Source organism: Neobacillus sp. BP17, assembly GCF_059579525.1.
Genome location: NZ_CM184198.1, coordinates 1,665,523 through 1,682,448 on the forward strand (window position 1 = coordinate 1,665,523; position 16,926 = coordinate 1,682,448).

Annotated in this window: 19 protein-coding genes; 12 read left to right on the plus strand and 7 right to left on the minus strand. The window is 36.7% G+C overall.

Annotated features, from left to right (window positions below; genetic code table 11):
- Positions 1-21: 21 nt before the first annotated feature.
- Complete coding sequence (locus AC4QJR_RS08035) at positions 22-201, plus strand: hypothetical protein (protein WP_496525856.1); 180 nt, start codon at positions 22-24, stop codon at positions 199-201.
- Between the two features lie 50 nt (positions 202-251).
- Here the strand turns inward: AC4QJR_RS08035 and AC4QJR_RS08040 are convergent, their stop codons facing one another.
- The 5 genes from AC4QJR_RS08040 to AC4QJR_RS08060 all read right to left on the minus strand — a co-directional run bounded on the left by AC4QJR_RS08040 (position 252) and on the right by AC4QJR_RS08060 (position 4,459).
- Positions 252-1,406, minus strand: coding sequence for an aminotransferase A (locus AC4QJR_RS08040; protein WP_496526640.1), 1,155 nt, complete (start codon positions 1,404-1,406; stop codon positions 252-254).
- Between the two features lie 159 nt (positions 1,407-1,565).
- Complete coding sequence (locus AC4QJR_RS08045) at positions 1,566-1,766, minus strand: protein YkzT (RefSeq protein WP_496525857.1); 201 nt, start codon at positions 1,764-1,766, stop codon at positions 1,566-1,568.
- 155 nt (positions 1,767-1,921) lie between these two features.
- Positions 1,922-2,398, minus strand: a complete 477-nt coding sequence (locus tag AC4QJR_RS08050) for a YkyB family protein (protein WP_098572583.1) — start codon at positions 2,396-2,398, stop codon at positions 1,922-1,924.
- 183 nt (positions 2,399-2,581) lie between these two features.
- Positions 2,582-3,454, minus strand: a complete 873-nt coding sequence (locus AC4QJR_RS08055) for a metallophosphoesterase (RefSeq protein ID WP_496525858.1) — start codon at positions 3,452-3,454, stop codon at positions 2,582-2,584.
- A gap of 156 nt (positions 3,455-3,610) precedes the next feature.
- Positions 3,611-4,459 carry a C39 family peptidase gene (locus tag AC4QJR_RS08060; RefSeq protein ID WP_496525859.1) on the minus strand — a complete coding sequence of 283 codons (849 nt, stop codon included), beginning with the start codon at positions 4,457-4,459 and terminating at the stop codon, positions 3,611-3,613.
- Between the two features lie 139 nt (positions 4,460-4,598).
- On the opposite strand from AC4QJR_RS08060, the gene AC4QJR_RS08065 reads away from it, so the two are divergent.
- The 11 genes from AC4QJR_RS08065 to AC4QJR_RS08115 all read left to right on the plus strand — a co-directional run bounded on the left by AC4QJR_RS08065 (position 4,599) and on the right by AC4QJR_RS08115 (position 14,486).
- Positions 4,599-5,810 (plus strand): EAL domain-containing protein, encoded by a 1,212-nt coding sequence (locus tag AC4QJR_RS08065; protein WP_098572585.1) that lies wholly within the window; start codon positions 4,599-4,601, stop codon positions 5,808-5,810.
- 221 nt (positions 5,811-6,031) lie between these two features.
- Positions 6,032-6,268, plus strand: coding sequence for a YkuJ family protein (locus AC4QJR_RS08070; RefSeq protein ID WP_026566292.1), 237 nt, complete (start codon positions 6,032-6,034; stop codon positions 6,266-6,268).
- A 150-nt stretch (positions 6,269-6,418) separates the two neighbouring features.
- Complete coding sequence (gene cbpB / locus AC4QJR_RS08075; protein WP_496525860.1) at positions 6,419-6,871, plus strand: cyclic-di-AMP-binding protein CbpB; 453 nt, start codon at positions 6,419-6,421, stop codon at positions 6,869-6,871.
- 55 nt (positions 6,872-6,926) lie between these two features.
- Complete coding sequence (locus tag AC4QJR_RS08080) at positions 6,927-8,438, plus strand: MDR family MFS transporter (protein ID WP_496525861.1); 1,512 nt, start codon at positions 6,927-6,929, stop codon at positions 8,436-8,438.
- Between the two features lie 33 nt (positions 8,439-8,471).
- Positions 8,472-9,359: a transcriptional regulator CcpC gene (gene ccpC, locus AC4QJR_RS08085; protein ID WP_098572588.1), complete on the plus strand. Its 888-nt coding sequence runs from the start codon at positions 8,472-8,474 to the stop codon at positions 9,357-9,359.
- Positions 9,360-9,434: 75 nt separating this feature from the next.
- Entirely contained in the window at positions 9,435-10,145 is a 711-nt protein-coding gene (gene dapD, locus AC4QJR_RS08090; protein WP_098572589.1) for a 2,3,4,5-tetrahydropyridine-2,6-dicarboxylate N-acetyltransferase, read from the plus strand.
- A 93-nt stretch (positions 10,146-10,238) separates the two neighbouring features.
- Positions 10,239-11,360 carry an N-acetyldiaminopimelate deacetylase gene (locus AC4QJR_RS08095; protein ID WP_496525862.1) on the plus strand — a complete coding sequence of 374 codons (1,122 nt, stop codon included), beginning with the start codon at positions 10,239-10,241 and terminating at the stop codon, positions 11,358-11,360.
- Between the two features lie 265 nt (positions 11,361-11,625).
- Complete coding sequence (locus AC4QJR_RS08100) at positions 11,626-12,174, plus strand: peroxiredoxin (RefSeq protein WP_098572591.1); 549 nt, start codon at positions 11,626-11,628, stop codon at positions 12,172-12,174.
- A 64-nt stretch (positions 12,175-12,238) separates the two neighbouring features.
- Positions 12,239-12,694 (plus strand): TlpA family protein disulfide reductase, encoded by a 456-nt coding sequence (locus AC4QJR_RS08105; protein WP_098572592.1) that lies wholly within the window; start codon positions 12,239-12,241, stop codon positions 12,692-12,694.
- A 140-nt stretch (positions 12,695-12,834) separates the two neighbouring features.
- Complete coding sequence (locus AC4QJR_RS08110) at positions 12,835-13,743, plus strand: DUF4349 domain-containing protein (protein ID WP_496525863.1); 909 nt, start codon at positions 12,835-12,837, stop codon at positions 13,741-13,743.
- An 83-nt stretch (positions 13,744-13,826) separates the two neighbouring features.
- A complete protein-coding gene (locus tag AC4QJR_RS08115) occupies positions 13,827-14,486 on the plus strand; it encodes a potassium channel family protein (RefSeq protein WP_098572594.1) in 660 nt (219 codons plus the stop codon).
- 172 nt (positions 14,487-14,658) lie between these two features.
- On the opposite strand, the gene rnjA is transcribed toward AC4QJR_RS08115, so the two are convergent.
- Together rnjA and AC4QJR_RS08125 are read right to left on the minus strand one after the other, a co-directional pair.
- Positions 14,659-16,326 (minus strand): ribonuclease J1, encoded by a 1,668-nt coding sequence (gene rnjA / locus AC4QJR_RS08120; RefSeq protein WP_251456255.1) that lies wholly within the window; start codon positions 16,324-16,326, stop codon positions 14,659-14,661.
- 6 nt (positions 16,327-16,332) lie between these two features.
- Positions 16,333-16,542, minus strand: coding sequence for a DNA-dependent RNA polymerase subunit epsilon (locus AC4QJR_RS08125; RefSeq protein WP_098572596.1), 210 nt, complete (start codon positions 16,540-16,542; stop codon positions 16,333-16,335).
- Between the last annotated feature and the right edge of the window lie 384 nt (positions 16,543-16,926).

The following is a 16,926-nucleotide window of genomic DNA, read 5'->3' on the forward strand; positions in this document are numbered from 1 at the left end:
TGATATAGGAGGAATTGTAACATGGCTAAAAGGACGAAAAAGAACGACGCTAAACAAAAGAATAAAAAGGGATTTGATTCTGCAGTTGCCAACGAAGAATTCGCCACTGAAATAGGTTCAGCAGCGGCAAATCAAGCTCATAAAGATAAAGAAAAAAAAGAAAAAGCACCTAAAAATAATGGGAAATACAAAGGGCAGTAATACTTACATCTTAAGACCCTCACATTCATTGTGAGGGTCTTGAATTTTCCCTATTTTAAGTTTTTCAAGAATGGTTCTAGCCGGTTTAGGCCGAGTTCTAATAATTCCATCGAACAAGCAAACGATAAACGGAAATAGCCCTCACCATATTCTGAGAAAGCACTACCTGGAACAACAGCCACTTTTGTATCTTGAACAAGCTTAAGGCAGAAATCAAAGCTGTTTAATGCGATGGTTTCAGGGATTTTTATAAAGAAATAAAATGCACCATCTGGCTTAACTACATGAAGTCCCATAGCAGTTAAACGCTTGTAAACATACTCTCTTCTTTTTAAATATTCTTCTTTCATAACAATCGCATCATCAATACCTGTTGTTAATGCCGCATAGGCAGCCTTCTGTGCTATGGAAGTGGCACAAGAAATATTATATTGATGAACCTTTAAAATATGTTTTGCGATGCTATCAGGGGCAAATAAAAAGCCGATTCTCCAGCCTGTCATTGAATGGGATTTTGATAAACCATTAATGAGGATGGTTTGTTCCTTTAGAAAAGCAGCAATTGACTTATGTGGCTGATCATAGGTAAGCTCGCTATATATTTCGTCTGCCAGGATAAAGATATTTTTATTCTTAAGATAATCGGCTATTTCTCTTAACTCTGATTCTGTAAGACTCACTCCCGTTGGGTTAGAAGGGTAGGGGAGTACGATACAGCGGGTCTTCTCAGTAATTAAGGGTTTAATCATTTCTAGAGTAAAGCGAAACTGATTTTGTCGAATATCGACATGGACTGCGGTGGCTCCCATCATATTAATAATTGGTTCATAGCCAGGGTAAATCGGCCCCGGTAAAAGAACTTCGGAACCCTCTGTTAAAATAGTCCGAAATGCAATATCGATTGCTTCGCTTGCCCCTGCAGTAACAATAACCTCTGATTCAGGTTTATAATCCAAGCCATATTTAGTTTTAACAAAATTACAAGCAGCTTCCCTTAATTCTATTGTTCCTGCATTATGGGTGTATGAAGTGAAGTTTTGCTTAATCGCATCAATACCGGCCATTTTCACATGCTCTGGAGTAGGAAAATCAGGCTGCCCAATCGTAAAGGAAATTAAGTCATCGACATCGGCTACCATATTGAAAAACTTTCTAATTCCGGAGATTTCGATATTTTTTACGCGTTGATTGATTAAATGCTCCAACATTGTCCATCCTTCCGAGTAAATCTTCATTTCTTTTTATGTATAAAATGATTATAGACTATTTTTGGGTGAAGATTCTACCAAACAGGAATGAAAAAAACGATCTGAGCTCTCAGATCGTTTTTTGAGGGTGGTGGTGTATTTAAAATGACAGTGTCTTTAGTAGCCATAGTCCCAGTCAACTTCGTCTTCGTGCCAAAATACAGGCGATACAGCACCGAAATTAACTAATTTATTTTCGAGTTTGCAATGACATTGTTCACAACCACACTGTTCTTTAATTTCTTCATAAATAGAATGATCAACATCTTCAATAAATGTAACATTTTGCTTCTGAAAAAGAATCGCAGTTCCTTTCATTGGTAAAGCACCTCTTTGAATTATTTATCTATAACTGTATTGTAAATCTGCTGTGAATACACGTCTATATTTTAGTGATATTGTTCACAAAATCATCACGAAGCTGTTGCGAAAAAGGACAGATGTTCAAAATGAAAAAGCCAGGAGACCTGGCTTCAAGAGTATCTTTCGCCTAATTTTTTGAAGATGGGCTTTTGATAGGTTTTGCTTTTTTTATTTTTCGGTGGAATTTGCTCTAGATCTGAAATACCTGTATAAAGTTGAAGTAATGCTTTTGCTGAATTAAGGGAAAGGGTTGCTTTTGGATTTCTTACTCGTTCGTCTAATTTCCCAAAATGAGGTAGATTTAGAAAGTCAGTTTTCGTTGGAGGCATATGGAATGTGTACCTTCCACATTCAACTAGCACATCGGACTGCTGTTGACTATTTCGCGGATTTTCAGAAAAATGGAGACCCACTTTTTTCGCTTTACCTTCGTTAATTAATTTCTTAAGTGTTTCCTGTTTTAATTTGTACAATAATTTGGGATTAGGTGCTGTTTTGGCATGGCGATTCACAATAAAGATAGCTTGTGCGAGGTTGTCGATGGTTAGATTTAGATTGATTAGGGGGCCTTTCTGATCACGATTCAAAATATGTTCTCCTTTCAGTTATATAAAACATCTATATTATACCTTTTTTATTAATAAAAAGAAATATAACGTTAATTTCATTGTAAAATATAAATAATTGAATGTACAAACATTATTGTAAAGAACTTTTTCTAATTTTAAAAAACTCCCCATCAAAAATAATGGAAAGGAGTTTTTTCTTGATTACTTTTCGTGTCTAAGCGTAAAAATAGTTAACTCAGGTTTTGACAAAAAGCGAAAGGGGAGACGAGTGGTTCCAATTCCTCTGTTCACATAGAGTGATAGGGGGGAATCATCACCAACTGAATAAAGACCCTCTGGGTATAATTGGCCAAAGGGGGGAGTCACAAGTGCTCCCAAAAATGGGATTTTAATCTGTCCCCCATGGCTATGGCCGCTAAGTTGCCAATGGACCGGATATTGTGCCGCAGTTTGTGCAAGATCAGGGGCATGCGATAATAATAGTTTAAAAGTATTTTGAGGTACATTTCTTAATGCCAATGGCAGATTGGGATTCCCTAACATCGCATCATCAATTCCGAGCAAACAGATCATGCTTCCATCACTCATTTTAACTAGAGCTGATTCATTTAAAAGGACGTTGAAATTAGAGTTCTCCATGATATTTCTGTAAATATCAGAACCATATCCGCCATGATCGTGATTTCCAAAAATGCAGTATTTTCCAAGTGGGGCATGTAAACTTTTTAAAATCGGCAGCAATTTATTAATTTCTGTATATTGATTGGGCTCATCCATTAAATCTCCAGTAAACAAAATTATATCAGGTTGAAGACTATTAATTTTTTTTGCTAATTTAGTAAATTGGTGAAGACTATACTGAAAACCTAAATGAGTATCACTAAATTGTACTAGTTTTATCCCATCAAAGCTTTTTGGGATTAATGGATGTTTTATTTGAAGTTCTTGTATATCGAGTAAGGAAGGCTCTATTCGGTTAGCATATAGAAATCCACCTGAACTTAAGCCAAGAAGGGTAAGGACTGAGCCAAATGATCGTCTTAAAAACGTTCTCCTCGTCTGTTTTTTAGCCATTTTTTCTACCAGCCTATCTGTTATTTACCAAAAAAGCAGCATCTTTCTGTATTTTCATTAAAAACGATAAATAATGCAAGTGGAAAGGTACTTTGTATGTGTTTATTCATAAAAAGATAAAATATTCATAAAAGCAGCCAAATTTGGCTGCTTTTCCTAATGGTAACTAACTGCTCGGCTTTTTAATGCTTTCCACGATGATATAAATTGTTGTTTACCAACCCGTACTTTTTTTCTACCTGAAAGGGGGTCATTCAAGTAGACATAATTGTTGTCATACCCTACTAAGACGACGGCATGTAAATCAAGGGGAGTTTTAATATATTGCTTCTCGTGGTACCATCCCTCCCAACGGTCAGGCAGGCGGTAATCCCCGGTTGTCCAAACTACAACAGGATATCCAGCAGATACATGCTCTAATACTTGATCGAAGGGATTGTTTGTTAAATTAACCGCCCTTCCAGGAAGCTTTTGGTTGATTAAGTCAATCATTGGTTTGTCAAACACAGCATAACCTGCTCTTCGGCCAGTCATATCCCCAACAAAGCCATCAGCAGGGTTTCCCCAACGTAAAATATCACCTTTTGGTGATTTGATTAACGGGTCTGAATCTTTCCGAACAGATCTGTAAAGGTCGAACTTGCTTGTTTTTACCCCGGCATAATTTAACACCATTGCAAGACTTGTGACTTCACAACCGTATCGTAACTCAGGATTTTGCTTAATTAGCACTACGTTCAGCATTACGGATTCTTTTTTCTTTTGGGTGGTAGTAACCGACTTGCTTTTATTTACTTTATTCTTAACATTTATCACTTGCTCTTTTACATCTTGAATATTGTAAGGAGTACTATTTAAATTAGATGTAGAAGAGTTGGGTGTGCTCTCTTCTACTGTTACCGCGGAGAGAGGCTGTTTAATTTCAATGTTATCATTGGTATCAGCATCAAAATGGCTACATCCAAACATAGGAAGGATCATGGTTAATAAACAAAGTCTTTTCAAAACATATCCTCCTTATCATACAACTTGGGTATAGGATATGATTGTTTCTAGGCGGTTATAATGGTATCCTTTTGGAAAAGAACGATAAACCTTACATAAGCGTATGGTATAATAAGAAAAAATTTTTGGAGGTACTTGGATGGATGCTTTGGAAATACTATCGGATCTTGAAAATGTATTTCCCTATTTTCAACCGATTTTTAGTGCCGATCAACAAAGTGTAATTGCCTATGAGGTGTTAGGGAGATATAAATCTGAAGAGAATATCATTAGTTTAGGGAACTTTTTTCAAGATGATCAAATTCCTGATGAATATAAATACGAAGTAGATTTGTTATTAGTTAAAATGGCGCTAGAAAAAGCACTGACCCTAGATGAGGATGTAAGTATATTTTTAAATAGACATGCTGATTTATTAATGTACGGGCATGGTGAGCCTTTCTTACAAGAACTGCTCTCTTTTGAAAAAAAAGGGTTTAATCTCACTCGAATTGTCCTTGAAATATCTGATCGGAATTATTCTGGGGATTTAAATCAATTTGATCACTTACTCCAATATTATCGAACATATGGAATAAAAATAGCCATTGCAAGAATTGATAGTGAAAGTCATTATTTTGAACGGATTGGGCAGCTGGAACCAGATATTTTGAAAATTAACTTACAGGCTTTAAAATCAACATCAACAGGAATAAATTTTAATGATGTATTGTATTCGTTATCCCTGCTGGCAAGGAAAATAGGTGCAACCCTCTTGTTTGAGAATATTGAGATGAGTTATCAGCTGCAATTTGCATGGAAAAATGGCGGCCGCTATTATCAGGGATATTATTTACATCCGCCTGCACCTGACTTTATTCAACATGATTTGTTGAAAGAGCGATTAAAAGATAAGTTTCATGACTTTATTTCCTATGAAAAAAAGAAATTAGAGGCTGTTTATACGACCGCAGAAACCTTTCAAGCTAAGGTCCAAGAGATTGTGATGAAAAACAGGAATGGAACATTTCAAACCCTTTTTCAGGCTTTAATAAAGGAATTAGACCAGATAGCTTTTAGGATGTATGTCTGTGATGAGGATGGCTTCCAGAAATCTGTTAATATTTTCAAAGGGATAGATGGATGGATTGAACAAGCAGAATACATTCATAAGAACTGGAGCTGGCGGCCATATTTTTTAGAAAATATTATTAAAATGAGAAATGAGCGGAAAGGGATCTTATCTGACTTATACTCTGATATAGAAACTGGAGAAACCATTCGTACTTTTTCTTTTCCTATGAATGGGGATGATTATTTATTTATTGATATTGCCTATCAATACTTATTCCAAAACGATCAATTACTTTAAAGGATTGTTATATGTTTAATACCCAAACTTCGGTCACATAGAAAAAATTACCCTCTTTTATTATTTTTACTTGGACAAATGGTCAGTGTTATTTTATTCTTTTAATATTGGCATATTTAATTACGTCTGGAAAATTGTGAAAGTCATCCACTCGGATAGAAAAATGCTAAATGAGAAATATAATTGTAGATGTTTGTTTGGTTGGAAAGGAGTCGAAGCATATGTCACAGCTTCAAGGTATATTAACGAGGTTAAAAAATCTTCAGGAAACAGCAAATAGTGGTGAACCAGCACAACGCTATTTCGAAGTAAACGGAGATCGGAAGTGTCAAGTAACATTTCATCCGAAAACGGAGACATTTGAATTAGAAGTCTATAATGAAAAGGAAAAACCAAAACGTTATCAATTTGATAATATTGATATGATTACAATTGAAATTTTTGATTTGATTCAATAAGGGACCTTAAGGGTTCCTTTCTTTTTCATGTTGTGCACAATGGTGCAGGAGGAGGAAACGTTTCCAACGTTACGGTACCAAATTTAACACAGACTCCTGGATACTATGGTAGAATGTAACTGTAGAAAAACAAATTGAGGAGTTACGGCGATGATCAGTCTTCCTAACGATGAATTTTTAAAATTAACGATAAAAGAATTAATGATCCCCTCTGAACGGGTCGCACATGTGCAAATTGGGAATAACCTCGAACATGCCTTATTAGTTTTAACAAAAAGCGGTTATACGGCAATTCCTGTGTTAGATCCCCATTACAAACTTCATGGGTTAATTAGCACACCAATTATTATGGATTCAATTCTAGGATTAGAACGAATTGAGTTTGAACAACTTGAAAAAAAGCGTGTAGAAGAGATTATGAAAAGCTCGGTACCGCGCGTGAAAATTTCGGCATCAATTAAAATATGCCTTGAGTTACTTGTTACTCAACCTTTTTTATGTGTAGAGACTGATGATGGTTATTTTGAAGGAATATTACCAAGAAGCACTTTATTAAATCAATTAAATAAAATAATTAACAAAATTCAAAACACTGAAAAATGATGCTTTTAGGCTCCCGAAATGGGAGCTTGATTTTTTTAACGTTTGAGGTGGTAATATGAGTATCCCTACTGGAAAGATTACCAAAGAAAGTTCACGAAAAAAGCTAACAAAAAAACCACTAGTATTAGCATCAGTGATGTTAGCAATGTTTATGGGAGCGATTGAAGCCACGATTGTTTCCACTGCTATGCCGGCCATAGTTGCAGACCTAGGCGGATTCACCCTTTATAGCTGGGTATTTTCTGCGTACTTATTAATGAATTCTGTAACCGTGCTCATCTATGGGAAATTATCTGACTTATTCGGTCGGAAACCAATACTTACAATCGGTATTATATTCTTTTTAATCGGTTCGATACTATGTGGGTTCGCTACTTCCATGAAAATGTTGATAGTATTTCGTTTGATTCAAGGGTTTGGCGCTGGGGCTGTAACGCCAATCGCGACAACCATCGTTGGTGATATCTACACTACTGAGGAAAGAGCGAAAATTCAGGGATATCTATCTAGTGTTTGGGGTATTTCGGCAATTACAGGACCAGCAGTTGGGGGATTACTTGTTCAATATGTTAGCTGGCATTATGTTTTCTGGATTAACATTCCACTTGGGATTCTTTCATTAGTGGGTCTCTGGATGTTTTTACATGAAGATATCAGTAAGAAAAAACATGAGATAGATTATCTTGGTGCGCTATTGATGACGTTCATGATCTCTTCGCTGATGTTTATTCTTATGGAGGGTGGAAGCCGCTTTGCTTGGGATTCATGGCAGGCACTTAGTTTATTTGCATTTTGTGCCTTAACATTCCTTTTGTTCGTGCTTCAAGAGAGCCGTGCTAAGGAGCCAGTTATGCCATTTTCGCTATGGAAAGAACGTTCAATTCTTATCGCTAACACAACATCGCTTACAACAGGTATTATGTTAATTGGAATCTCCAGCTTTTTACCAACATTTGTCCAAGGTGTGATGGAACAAACCCCTATTGTCGCAGGATTTACATTGACAACGATGTCAATAGGCTGGCCTATCGCATCCACTCTAGCAGGACGATGGTTAATTACCATTGGCTATCGAAAAACTTCGATTATTGGCGGGGTGTCCTTAATCATCGGCAGTATAACTTTTGTGATAATGTCAGCATCATCTGGGCCACTATGGGCAGCGTTTGGTTCATTTTTGGTAGGATTAGGGATGGGCTTAACATCAACAGCATTTATTGTCTCGATTCAAAGTACTGTTGGTTGGGAACAAAGAGGAATCGCCACCGCATCTAATATGTTTATGCGGAATCTTGGAAATACCATTGGTGCCGCATTACTGGGAGCTATCCTAAATAATCGGCTAAGTCAGTATTTCAGCCAAAATAGACATTCCTATTCAGTGGATGATGTCAATATCCTCTTAAAATCTACTGAACGAGACCAACTCTCAGAATCAGCCCGAAGTATCTTACAGAATGGTTTGACCCATTCCCTTCACTTTGTTTATTATGTTGTCCTTGCATTTGCTGTTATTAGTTTACTATTAATATTATTTATACCGAAAAAGATTGATAGCTCTGTGTAACTTTCACAGGGCTTTTTTTAAGGAGTGGTCCGTTTGTCCTCATTATCTGAATTTCAGTTACTATCTGTATTGGCTCAGGAAATGAATATGCGAAAGGCGTCGGAACGACTATTTGTTTCACAACCCGCCCTTTCACAACGCTTGCAAACAATTGAAAAAGATTGGGGCACTAAACTATTTATTCGCTCACAAAAAGGTTTATCACTAACTCCTGCTGGTGAACATGTCATTGAATTTGTCAATGATGTACTTACCAAGCAAGAAAAGGTTCGTGAAACTATTTATTCTCTCCAATCGGGGGTGTCAGGCACTTTAAAAATTGCTGTTGCTTCGATTGTAGGGCAAAACTGGCTTCCGCAGGTGTTAAAGAAATTTATTGATAGATACCCTCAAGTTAAGATTTCATTAGTGACCGGATGGAGCAGCGAAATTTTAAAATTCTTATATGAGGACCAAGTTCATATTGGAATTATTCGGGGAACTCCTGATTGGAAAGGGGTTAAGGTTCACCTTTTTAATGACCCGTTATATTTAGTTGACAGGGAAATTACTAGTCCTGAACAAGTGTTACATACAGACCGTCCCTTCATTCAATTTAAAAGTGATTCAAATTATTATCAAGAAATTCAGGATTGGTGGATGAGAAATTTTAAGACTTCACCAAAAAGAACAGTAGTCGTCGATCAAATTGAAACCTGTAAACAAATGGCCTTTAATGGTATCGGTTATGCTATACTACCGGCGATAACATTAACGAAAACTGATAGGGAAATTTTCAAAATACCGCTTGTAGATGAGAATAATCACCCCTTAAAACGTGATACATGGCTTTTGGGCTATGAATCAGCCTTTCAACTAAAGCAAGTTAAAGCTTTTGTCGAATTAATTAAGGAATATATCGCAGAATCTTCAGAAGAATAAGGTGGTTTTTCTTGTTTTCAGTTCTTTTGTTTGATAAAGTAATTTTTAGTAAAGACAACAATAGGGGGCCTACTAATGAAAATGATGGATGCAAATGAAATTATTTCTTTTATTCAAAATAGCAAAAAATCTACACCAGTAAAGGTTTATGTAAAAGGTCAATTAGAGGGTATTGATTTTGGTAATGATACAAAAACTTTTATTAATGGGAATACTGGTGTTCTTTTTGGTGAGTGGTCTGATATTAATGAAATATTAGAAGCGAATAAAGCAAATATTGAAGATTATGTAGTTGAAAATGACCGCCGTAATTCTGCAATCCCTTTATTAGATATGAAGCATATTAATGCACGAATCGAGCCAGGTGTTGTTATCCGTGATCAAGTAGAGATTGGGGATAATGCAGTTATTATGATGGGGTCTGTTATCAATATTGGTGCAGTGATTGGCGAAAAATCCATGATTGATATGGGTGTTGTCCTTGGCGGCAGAGCAACGGTTGGAAAGAATTGTCATATTGGAGCTGGAACAGTATTAGCGGGAGTAATTGAACCACCATCTGCTAAGCCAGTTGTAATTGAAGATGACGTTCTTATTGGTGCAAATGCCGTTGTCCTTGAGGGGGTAACAGTTGGACAAGGTTCAGTAGTTGCTGCTGGTGCAGTAGTTACTCAAGATGTAGCGCCGTACACAGTTGTAGCTGGTATGCCTGCTAGGAAAATAAAAGACATCGATGAAAAAACAAAATCGAAAACTGAAATTATGCAAGAACTTCGACAACTATAAAAGCGGAATTGCCTAGAGGTACTAGGGTTAGATAATAAAAGTGGAAGCGTGGATTCTTTCCACGCTTCTTTTATAGGGGGGAAAGGTAATTAAATGAATCATTTTATCAAAATCCGCCGTGACCTTCATCAAATTCCAGAACTAGGATTCCAAGAGTTTAAAACACAGGCATACTTGTTAAATTACCTTGAATCTTTGCCACAAGACCGTATGACCATAAAGAAATGGAAGACTGGTTTGTTTGTTAAGATCCACGGTATCGATCCTCATAAAACAATTGGTTATAGAACTGATATTGATGGATTACCTATAAGTGAAGATACAGGCTTACCCTTTTCTTCTACACATAATGACAAGATGCATGCTTGTGGCCATGATTTTCACATGAGCATTGCTCTTGGGGTACTTACTTATTTCACGGAGAATCCAATTAAAGATGACCTTTTATTTGTTTTCCAACCGGCCGAGGAAGGACCGGGCGGAGCAGAACCAATGTTAAAATCAGAAGAAATGCAAAAATGGAAGCCAGACCTGATTTTTGCCTTACATATTGCACCAGAGTATCCCGTTGGATCAATAGCATTGAAGGAAGGGTTATTATTTGCAAATACCTCTGAATTGTTTATTGATCTAAAGGGCAAGGGGGGGCATGCAGCAAGACCGCACGAAACGAATGATATGGTTGTTGCCGCATGTTCATTGGTCAATCAGCTCCAAACCATTGTTTCGAGAAATGTTGACCCATTAGATAGTGCTGTTATAACCATAGGGAAAATTACTGGAGGCACAGTTCAAAACATTATTGCTGAAAATGCAAGACTGGAAGGAACGATTAGATCGCTTTCAGCTGAATCAATGAAAAAGGTTAAACATCGCATTGAAGCAATTGTTAAAGGAATCGAAGCAGGCTTTGAATGTGAAGCCTCAATCGATTATGGTTCGATGTATCATCAAGTATATAACACGGAGTCGATCACAAGAGACTTTATGCAATATATTGAAGAAGAAACCAATGTGGATGTTATTGAGTGTAAGGAAGCGATGACAGGTGAAGACTTTGGTTATATGTTAAAAGAAATCCCCGGGCTTATGTTTTGGCTTGGTGTAGAATCACCATATGGATTGCACCATGCAAAGTTAAATCCACAGGAAGAAGCAATAGGTGTAGCAATTAAAGTTATTAGATCTTATTTTTCTCATCTGGGGAATAGATAAGCAGGCTGATTATTTTATTCTGATTCGCAATCATGATAAAATAAAAGAGAATTAAAAGGGAAATTGTTACATATCGTCGTTTTATTCTGAAGTAAATAGGGTAAACTTATGGAGGGGAAATAGGGTTATAATTAATAATAATTATTTAATTAAATTGATTATAATTTAATATTGACTCGAAATAAGTTCTACCCTATAATTAGTATTGTGATAAAGGATAGCAAATGAGAATTGCTATAACCACTTAATATTTGGAGGGATTTGAATGCCTGAACGTATGGTAGGTAAACAAGCACCACGTTTTGAAATGGATGCAGTATTGCCAAACAAAGAATTTGGTAAAGTAAGTCTAGAAGAAAACATGAAAAACGATAAGTGGACTGTATTATTCTTCTATCCAATGGACTTTACATTTGTTTGTCCAACTGAAATCACAGCTTTATCAGACCGCTATGAAGAGTTTGATGATTTAGATGCAGTTGTTATTGGTGCATCTACTGATACTATTCATACTCACCTTGCTTGGATCAAAACAGACCGTAAAGAAAATGGTCTTGGTGATTTAAACTACGCATTAGCAGCTGATACTAACCATGTTGTAGCTCGTGACTATGGTGTTCTAATTGAAGAAGAAGGGATCGCATTACGCGGATTATTCATTATCAGCCCTGAAGGTGAATTAATGTATTCTGTTGTGAACCACAACAATATCGGCCGTGATGTTGATGAAACTCTTCGTGTACTTCAAGCATTACAAACTGGTGGTCTTTGCCCAGCTAACTGGAAGCCTGGACAAGCTACATTGAATGTATAATTTGTAGAAAATAGATTGACCTAACCTATTATAGTGTTAGGTCTTTTTAATAGGGGGATACCACATGAAATTACGTGAACCAATGCCAGAATTAACTGGGGCTGTTGAATGGTTAAATGGTGAAGTAACAAAGTCTGACCTTATCGGTGAAAAACCAACATTAATCCATTTTTGGTCGGTCAGCTGCCATCTTTGTAAAGAAGCAATGCCTCAAGTCAACCAATTTCGTGATGATTTTAAGGACAAATTAAATGTGGTTGCTGTTCATATGCCGCGTTCTGAAAACGATTTGAATATCGAGGAAATTAAACAAGTAGCCGCAGAACATGGTATCAATCAACCGATTTTTGTAGACAGTGAACATAAGTTAACAGAAGCGTTCGAAAATCAATATGTCCCTGCGTATTATGTCTTTGACCGTGAAGGGAAGCTCCGTCATTTCCAAGCAGGTGGAAGCGGCATGAAAATGCTCGAGAAACGTGTAAACCGTGTCTTGGATGAATTGGAAAAAACAGAATAATAACCATTGAAAAGCTGTCCGTTGTAATTCAACGGGCTGCTTTTTTATATGACTGTAACCTTGCAGCCTTTTACTCGTCGGTATTTATAAGTAAATATTTATACATGCCATAACAATAAGAATTAAAGGGGTGTTTGAAGATGAAAAATAGAATACGAAGGTTACCTATCCTATTTATTATCTTATTAATTTGTATTGCTGGTTGCAGTGCGGGCAGTGAGGAAAAAAGTGAAAAAATGTCTCAAAGTAATGATGTGGCTTTAAATAAAGCTCAATCTGGAAGTAGCGAGCAAGCAGACTTTTATTCAGGTGAATCGGGAAAGGTGGAAAAACCAACTGAACCCAATAATATAAAAATTCAAAACCAAATGGTCATTTATCAAGCGGATCTCGAACTACGTGTAAAAAAATTCGATAAAACGGTCCAAACTCTTGAAGAGAAAGTAATCAAATATGGTGGCTATATTACTGAGTCCAATGTGTACAAAGAGGGGAAGGAGCAAGTAAGTGGCAGCATTAGAATAAGAATACCACAAAAAAACTTTCAAGCTTTTTTACATGATGCAGAGAGCCAAGCTGCTGAGGTTCTGCATAGAAGCATTACGGGGCAGGATGTAACGGAGGAATATGTTGATCTTGAATCAAGATTAAAATCAAAAAGGGTAGTGGAAGAGCGGTTAACAGCATTCATGAAAAGTGCTGTAAAGACAGAAGATTTATTGAAAATCTCTGCTGATTTAGCAGTTGTCCAAGAGGAAATCGAGGCCATTGAAGGAAAGATGAAATTCTTAGAAAATCAAACATCCCTATCGACGGTTAACATCACTTTATATGAAAAAAGCGTAGTTATTCCAACGATCGATAAAGACAAGTTAAATACTTGGGAAAAAACAAAAAAACAATTTATGAAAAGTATCAATATGTTGTTGGCTGGCTTATCAAGTTTAGTTGTATTGATTATTGGCAATATCCCTATCATAGCTATTTTATTATTATTAGGATTTCTTTTCGTTTTCTTTTATAGAAAGAAGAAAAACAGACCTGAGTAAATAGAAGTACCATACTATATATCTTTAATGAATAATGCTAAAATGGATCATAGTAAGAATGTTTGATGCAGAGGGGTAATACTATGAAAATGAGCTTTGCAGTCATTGGGCTGGGCCGATTCGGTGGAAGTATTTGCCGTACACTGACCGATGAGGGGATGGAAGTACTGGCAATTGATAAAAATGAGGAACGTGTCAATGAATATGCTATGATTGCTTCCCATGCAGTTGTAGGTGATACAACAGACGAAGCCGTTTTAAAAAGCTTAGGGATCCGGAACTTTGATCATGTAATCGTTGCTATTGGCGATGATATTCAATCAAGCATACTAACAACCCTTATTCTTAAAGAACTAGGTGTCGTACGTATTACAGTAAAGGCTCAAAACGATTACCATGAAAAAGTCCTTCGTAAAATTGGAGCAGACAGTGTTGTTCACCCAGAAAGAGATATGGGAAGACGTATAGCAAACAATATGGCCTCTAGTAACGTTGTTGACTATCTTGAACTTTCAGATGAACACAGTATTGTTGAAATTGTCGCGAATGGAAGACTTAGTGGTCATACGATTATGGATTTGGACATTCGGAAGAGATATGGTTTGAATATTGTTGCTATTAAAAGAGGAGAAGAGATTATTGTTTCTCCACAAGCGAAAGAAACCTTTCACGCTAATGATGTGTTAATTGTAATCGGAACAGACCAGGATATCGATCGATTTGAAAAAAAGGTATTGGAATAAGAAAAGCGGAAGCGCCTTGCTCAGGGGCGACAGGCATAAGACGAGCAGGCGTGAAGGTTGTTCTTTAACCTTCATGTCTGATTGGCTTATGACCCCGAGCCCCTAGGCGCTGGAGCTAGACAATAAAGAAAAGCGGAAGCGCCCCTACAGGTGCTTCCGCTTCTCTTATTATTTACACTTCCATAATGATTGGTAAGATCATTGGTCTGCGTTTTGTTTTTTCGTACAGGAAAGGAGCTAATGTATCGGTAATTTCGTTTTTAATTTCCGACCATTGGCTTGTCTTTCTTTCCATTACCCTATTCAAGTGTTTGGTGATGAGGTTCTGTGCGTCATTGATTAAATCGCCTGATTCTCGCATATAAACAAATCCACGTGAAATTAAATCTGGTCCTGATGCAATTTTAAATTCTTTCATATTAATACTTACCACCACAACCACTAACCCCTCTTCTGAGAGGATCCTACGGTCACGTAAGACGATATTTCCGATGTCGCCTACTCCGCTGCCATCAATATAAACGGAACCAGATGGGATCTTTCCTGCAACTTGTGCTGTATCCTCGGAAAGAGCTAATACTTCACCATTATCCATGATAAAACAGTTTTCTTCTTGTACGCCACAATCAACGGCAATCTTAGCATGCATTCTTTGCATACGATATTCACCATGAATAGGCATAAAGAACTTCGGTCTGATTAAGCGAAGCATAAGCTTTTGTTCTTCCTGTCCACCGTGACCAGAGGTATGAATATTGCTGAGTTTTCCGTGAATGACTTCAGCACCTGCTCTGTAGAGCATATTAATAGTTCTGCTCACGCTGATTGTGTTCCCAGGAATTGGTGAAGATGAAAATACAACGGTATCTCCGGGAATGATTTGAATTTGTCTGTGTGTACCATTTGCAATTCTTGATAGGGCAGCCATCGCCTCGCCCTGACTTCCAGTACAAAGGATGGTAACTTTATCAGCAGGCAGTCGATTAATTTGATTTGCTTCAATAAAGGTCTCTTTAGGTGCATTAATATACCCTAACTCAAGTCCAATATTTATGGCAGCTTCCATGCTTCGTCCAAAAACTGCAACTTTCCTTCCATATACCACGGCAGCCTCTACTACTTGCTGCAATCGGTGAATATTCGATGCAAAGGTAGCAAATATAATTCGGCCATCCACTTTACGGAAAATATCGTTAATACTGTCGCCTACGCGGCGTTCTGACATCGTAAATTCAGGTATTTCACTATTCGTACTGTCTGAGAGTAAACAAAGTACGCCTTCCTTACCGATTTCGGCCATTTTAGTTAAATTAGCTGGTTCACCGACAGGAGTAAAATCAAATTTAAAATCACCAGTATGAACAATTTGACCTGGTGGTGTTTTAACAACAATTCCATAAGAATCAGGAATACTATGAGTGGTGCGGAAAAAAGTAACCGATGTTTTGCGGAACTTAATGACATCGTCTTCTTTTATATCAATCAGCTTTGCATTTCTTAGTAAGCCGTGTTCTTCAAGTTTATTTTTAATTAATCCAAGAGCCAGTTTGCCTCCATAAATTGGAACATTGACTTCACGTAATAAATAGGGAATACCACCAATGTGGTCCTCGTGTCCATGAGTAATAAATAAACCTTTTATTTTTTCTTGATTTTTAACCAGATAGGTATAATCCGGAATAACATAATCAATGCCTAATAGCTCGTCCTCTGGAAATTTTATGCCGGCATCAATTAAAATTATTTCATCCTGGAACTGAACTGCATATGTGTTTTTGCCAATTTCGCCTAATCCACCCAGGGCAAAAACTGCAGTTTGATCATTCTTAACAAATTTCATAAATTATCATTTCTCCAATACGTTATAGTCTTCATTTTGTTGTTCATAACTAAGGTGTGCTCCCTTAACTTCTTGAACGGATTCAACATTATAGCCACGGTCAGCAATTTTTGAACGGACGTCTCTTACTGATTCACCTTCAATAAAAAGGGTTTTTGTATTCTCTCTGACAGGTACTTCTGTGATGCTTTCCTGATAATATACTTTAAATATCATTACAATATCGCTCCTAACTTGGGACATAGCTTTTTCTATTATATAAAACATTTTCATCTTTTTCATTTATTTTCTTTGGAAAACATTAGTCTTGTATGAAAAGTATGTAAAAAGAATCGTTATTTTTACAATTTACAATAATGAAGGAGCCCTTCGCAAGTTTGAAGGGCCCTAAATAAATTTAGGCAATGTATTTATGCAATAGATTTTTTTCGTAGTAAATCATTCCACTGTTTTAAGAGCTTCTTTCTAAGCTTCTTTAACATAGTGGATCATCTCCTTATCTCCTATTTTATACGAACCTTGTCCAATGTAAAGTAAGCTATGGCAGATTATTGAAGTTTTTTTAAAATAAGAGTATTTTTACTTTATTATATGAAGAAA

What these genes read in the sequence shown, in the direction of transcription:
- AC4QJR_RS08035 (WP_496525856.1), top strand. Translation starts at nt 22, where the DNA reads ATGGCTAAAAGGACGAAAAAGAACGACGCTAAACAAAAGAATAAAAAG.
- AC4QJR_RS08045 (WP_496525857.1), bottom strand. Translation starts at nt 1,766, where the DNA reads ATGAAAGGAACTGCGATTCTTTTTCAGAAGCAAAATGTTACATTTATT.
- AC4QJR_RS08055 (WP_496525858.1), bottom strand. Translation starts at nt 3,454, where the DNA reads ATGGCTAAAAAACAGACGAGGAGAACGTTTTTAAGACGATCATTTGGC.
- AC4QJR_RS08065 (WP_098572585.1), top strand. Translation starts at nt 4,599, where the DNA reads ATGGATGCTTTGGAAATACTATCGGATCTTGAAAATGTATTTCCCTAT.
- AC4QJR_RS08070 (WP_026566292.1), top strand. Translation starts at nt 6,032, where the DNA reads ATGTCACAGCTTCAAGGTATATTAACGAGGTTAAAAAATCTTCAGGAA.
- cbpB (WP_496525860.1), top strand. Translation starts at nt 6,419, where the DNA reads ATGATCAGTCTTCCTAACGATGAATTTTTAAAATTAACGATAAAAGAA.
- AC4QJR_RS08080 (WP_496525861.1), top strand. Translation starts at nt 6,927, where the DNA reads ATGAGTATCCCTACTGGAAAGATTACCAAAGAAAGTTCACGAAAAAAG.
- dapD (WP_098572589.1), top strand. Translation starts at nt 9,435, where the DNA reads ATGAAAATGATGGATGCAAATGAAATTATTTCTTTTATTCAAAATAGC.
- AC4QJR_RS08095 (WP_496525862.1), top strand. Translation starts at nt 10,239, where the DNA reads ATGAATCATTTTATCAAAATCCGCCGTGACCTTCATCAAATTCCAGAA.
- AC4QJR_RS08100 (WP_098572591.1), top strand. Translation starts at nt 11,626, where the DNA reads ATGCCTGAACGTATGGTAGGTAAACAAGCACCACGTTTTGAAATGGAT.
- AC4QJR_RS08105 (WP_098572592.1), top strand. Translation starts at nt 12,239, where the DNA reads ATGAAATTACGTGAACCAATGCCAGAATTAACTGGGGCTGTTGAATGG.
- AC4QJR_RS08110 (WP_496525863.1), top strand. Translation starts at nt 12,835, where the DNA reads ATGAAAAATAGAATACGAAGGTTACCTATCCTATTTATTATCTTATTA.
- AC4QJR_RS08115 (WP_098572594.1), top strand. Translation starts at nt 13,827, where the DNA reads ATGAAAATGAGCTTTGCAGTCATTGGGCTGGGCCGATTCGGTGGAAGT.
- rnjA (WP_251456255.1), bottom strand. Translation starts at nt 16,326, where the DNA reads ATGAAATTTGTTAAGAATGATCAAACTGCAGTTTTTGCCCTGGGTGGA.
- AC4QJR_RS08125 (WP_098572596.1), bottom strand. Translation starts at nt 16,542, where the DNA reads ATGATATTTAAAGTATATTATCAGGAAAGCATCACAGAAGTACCTGTC.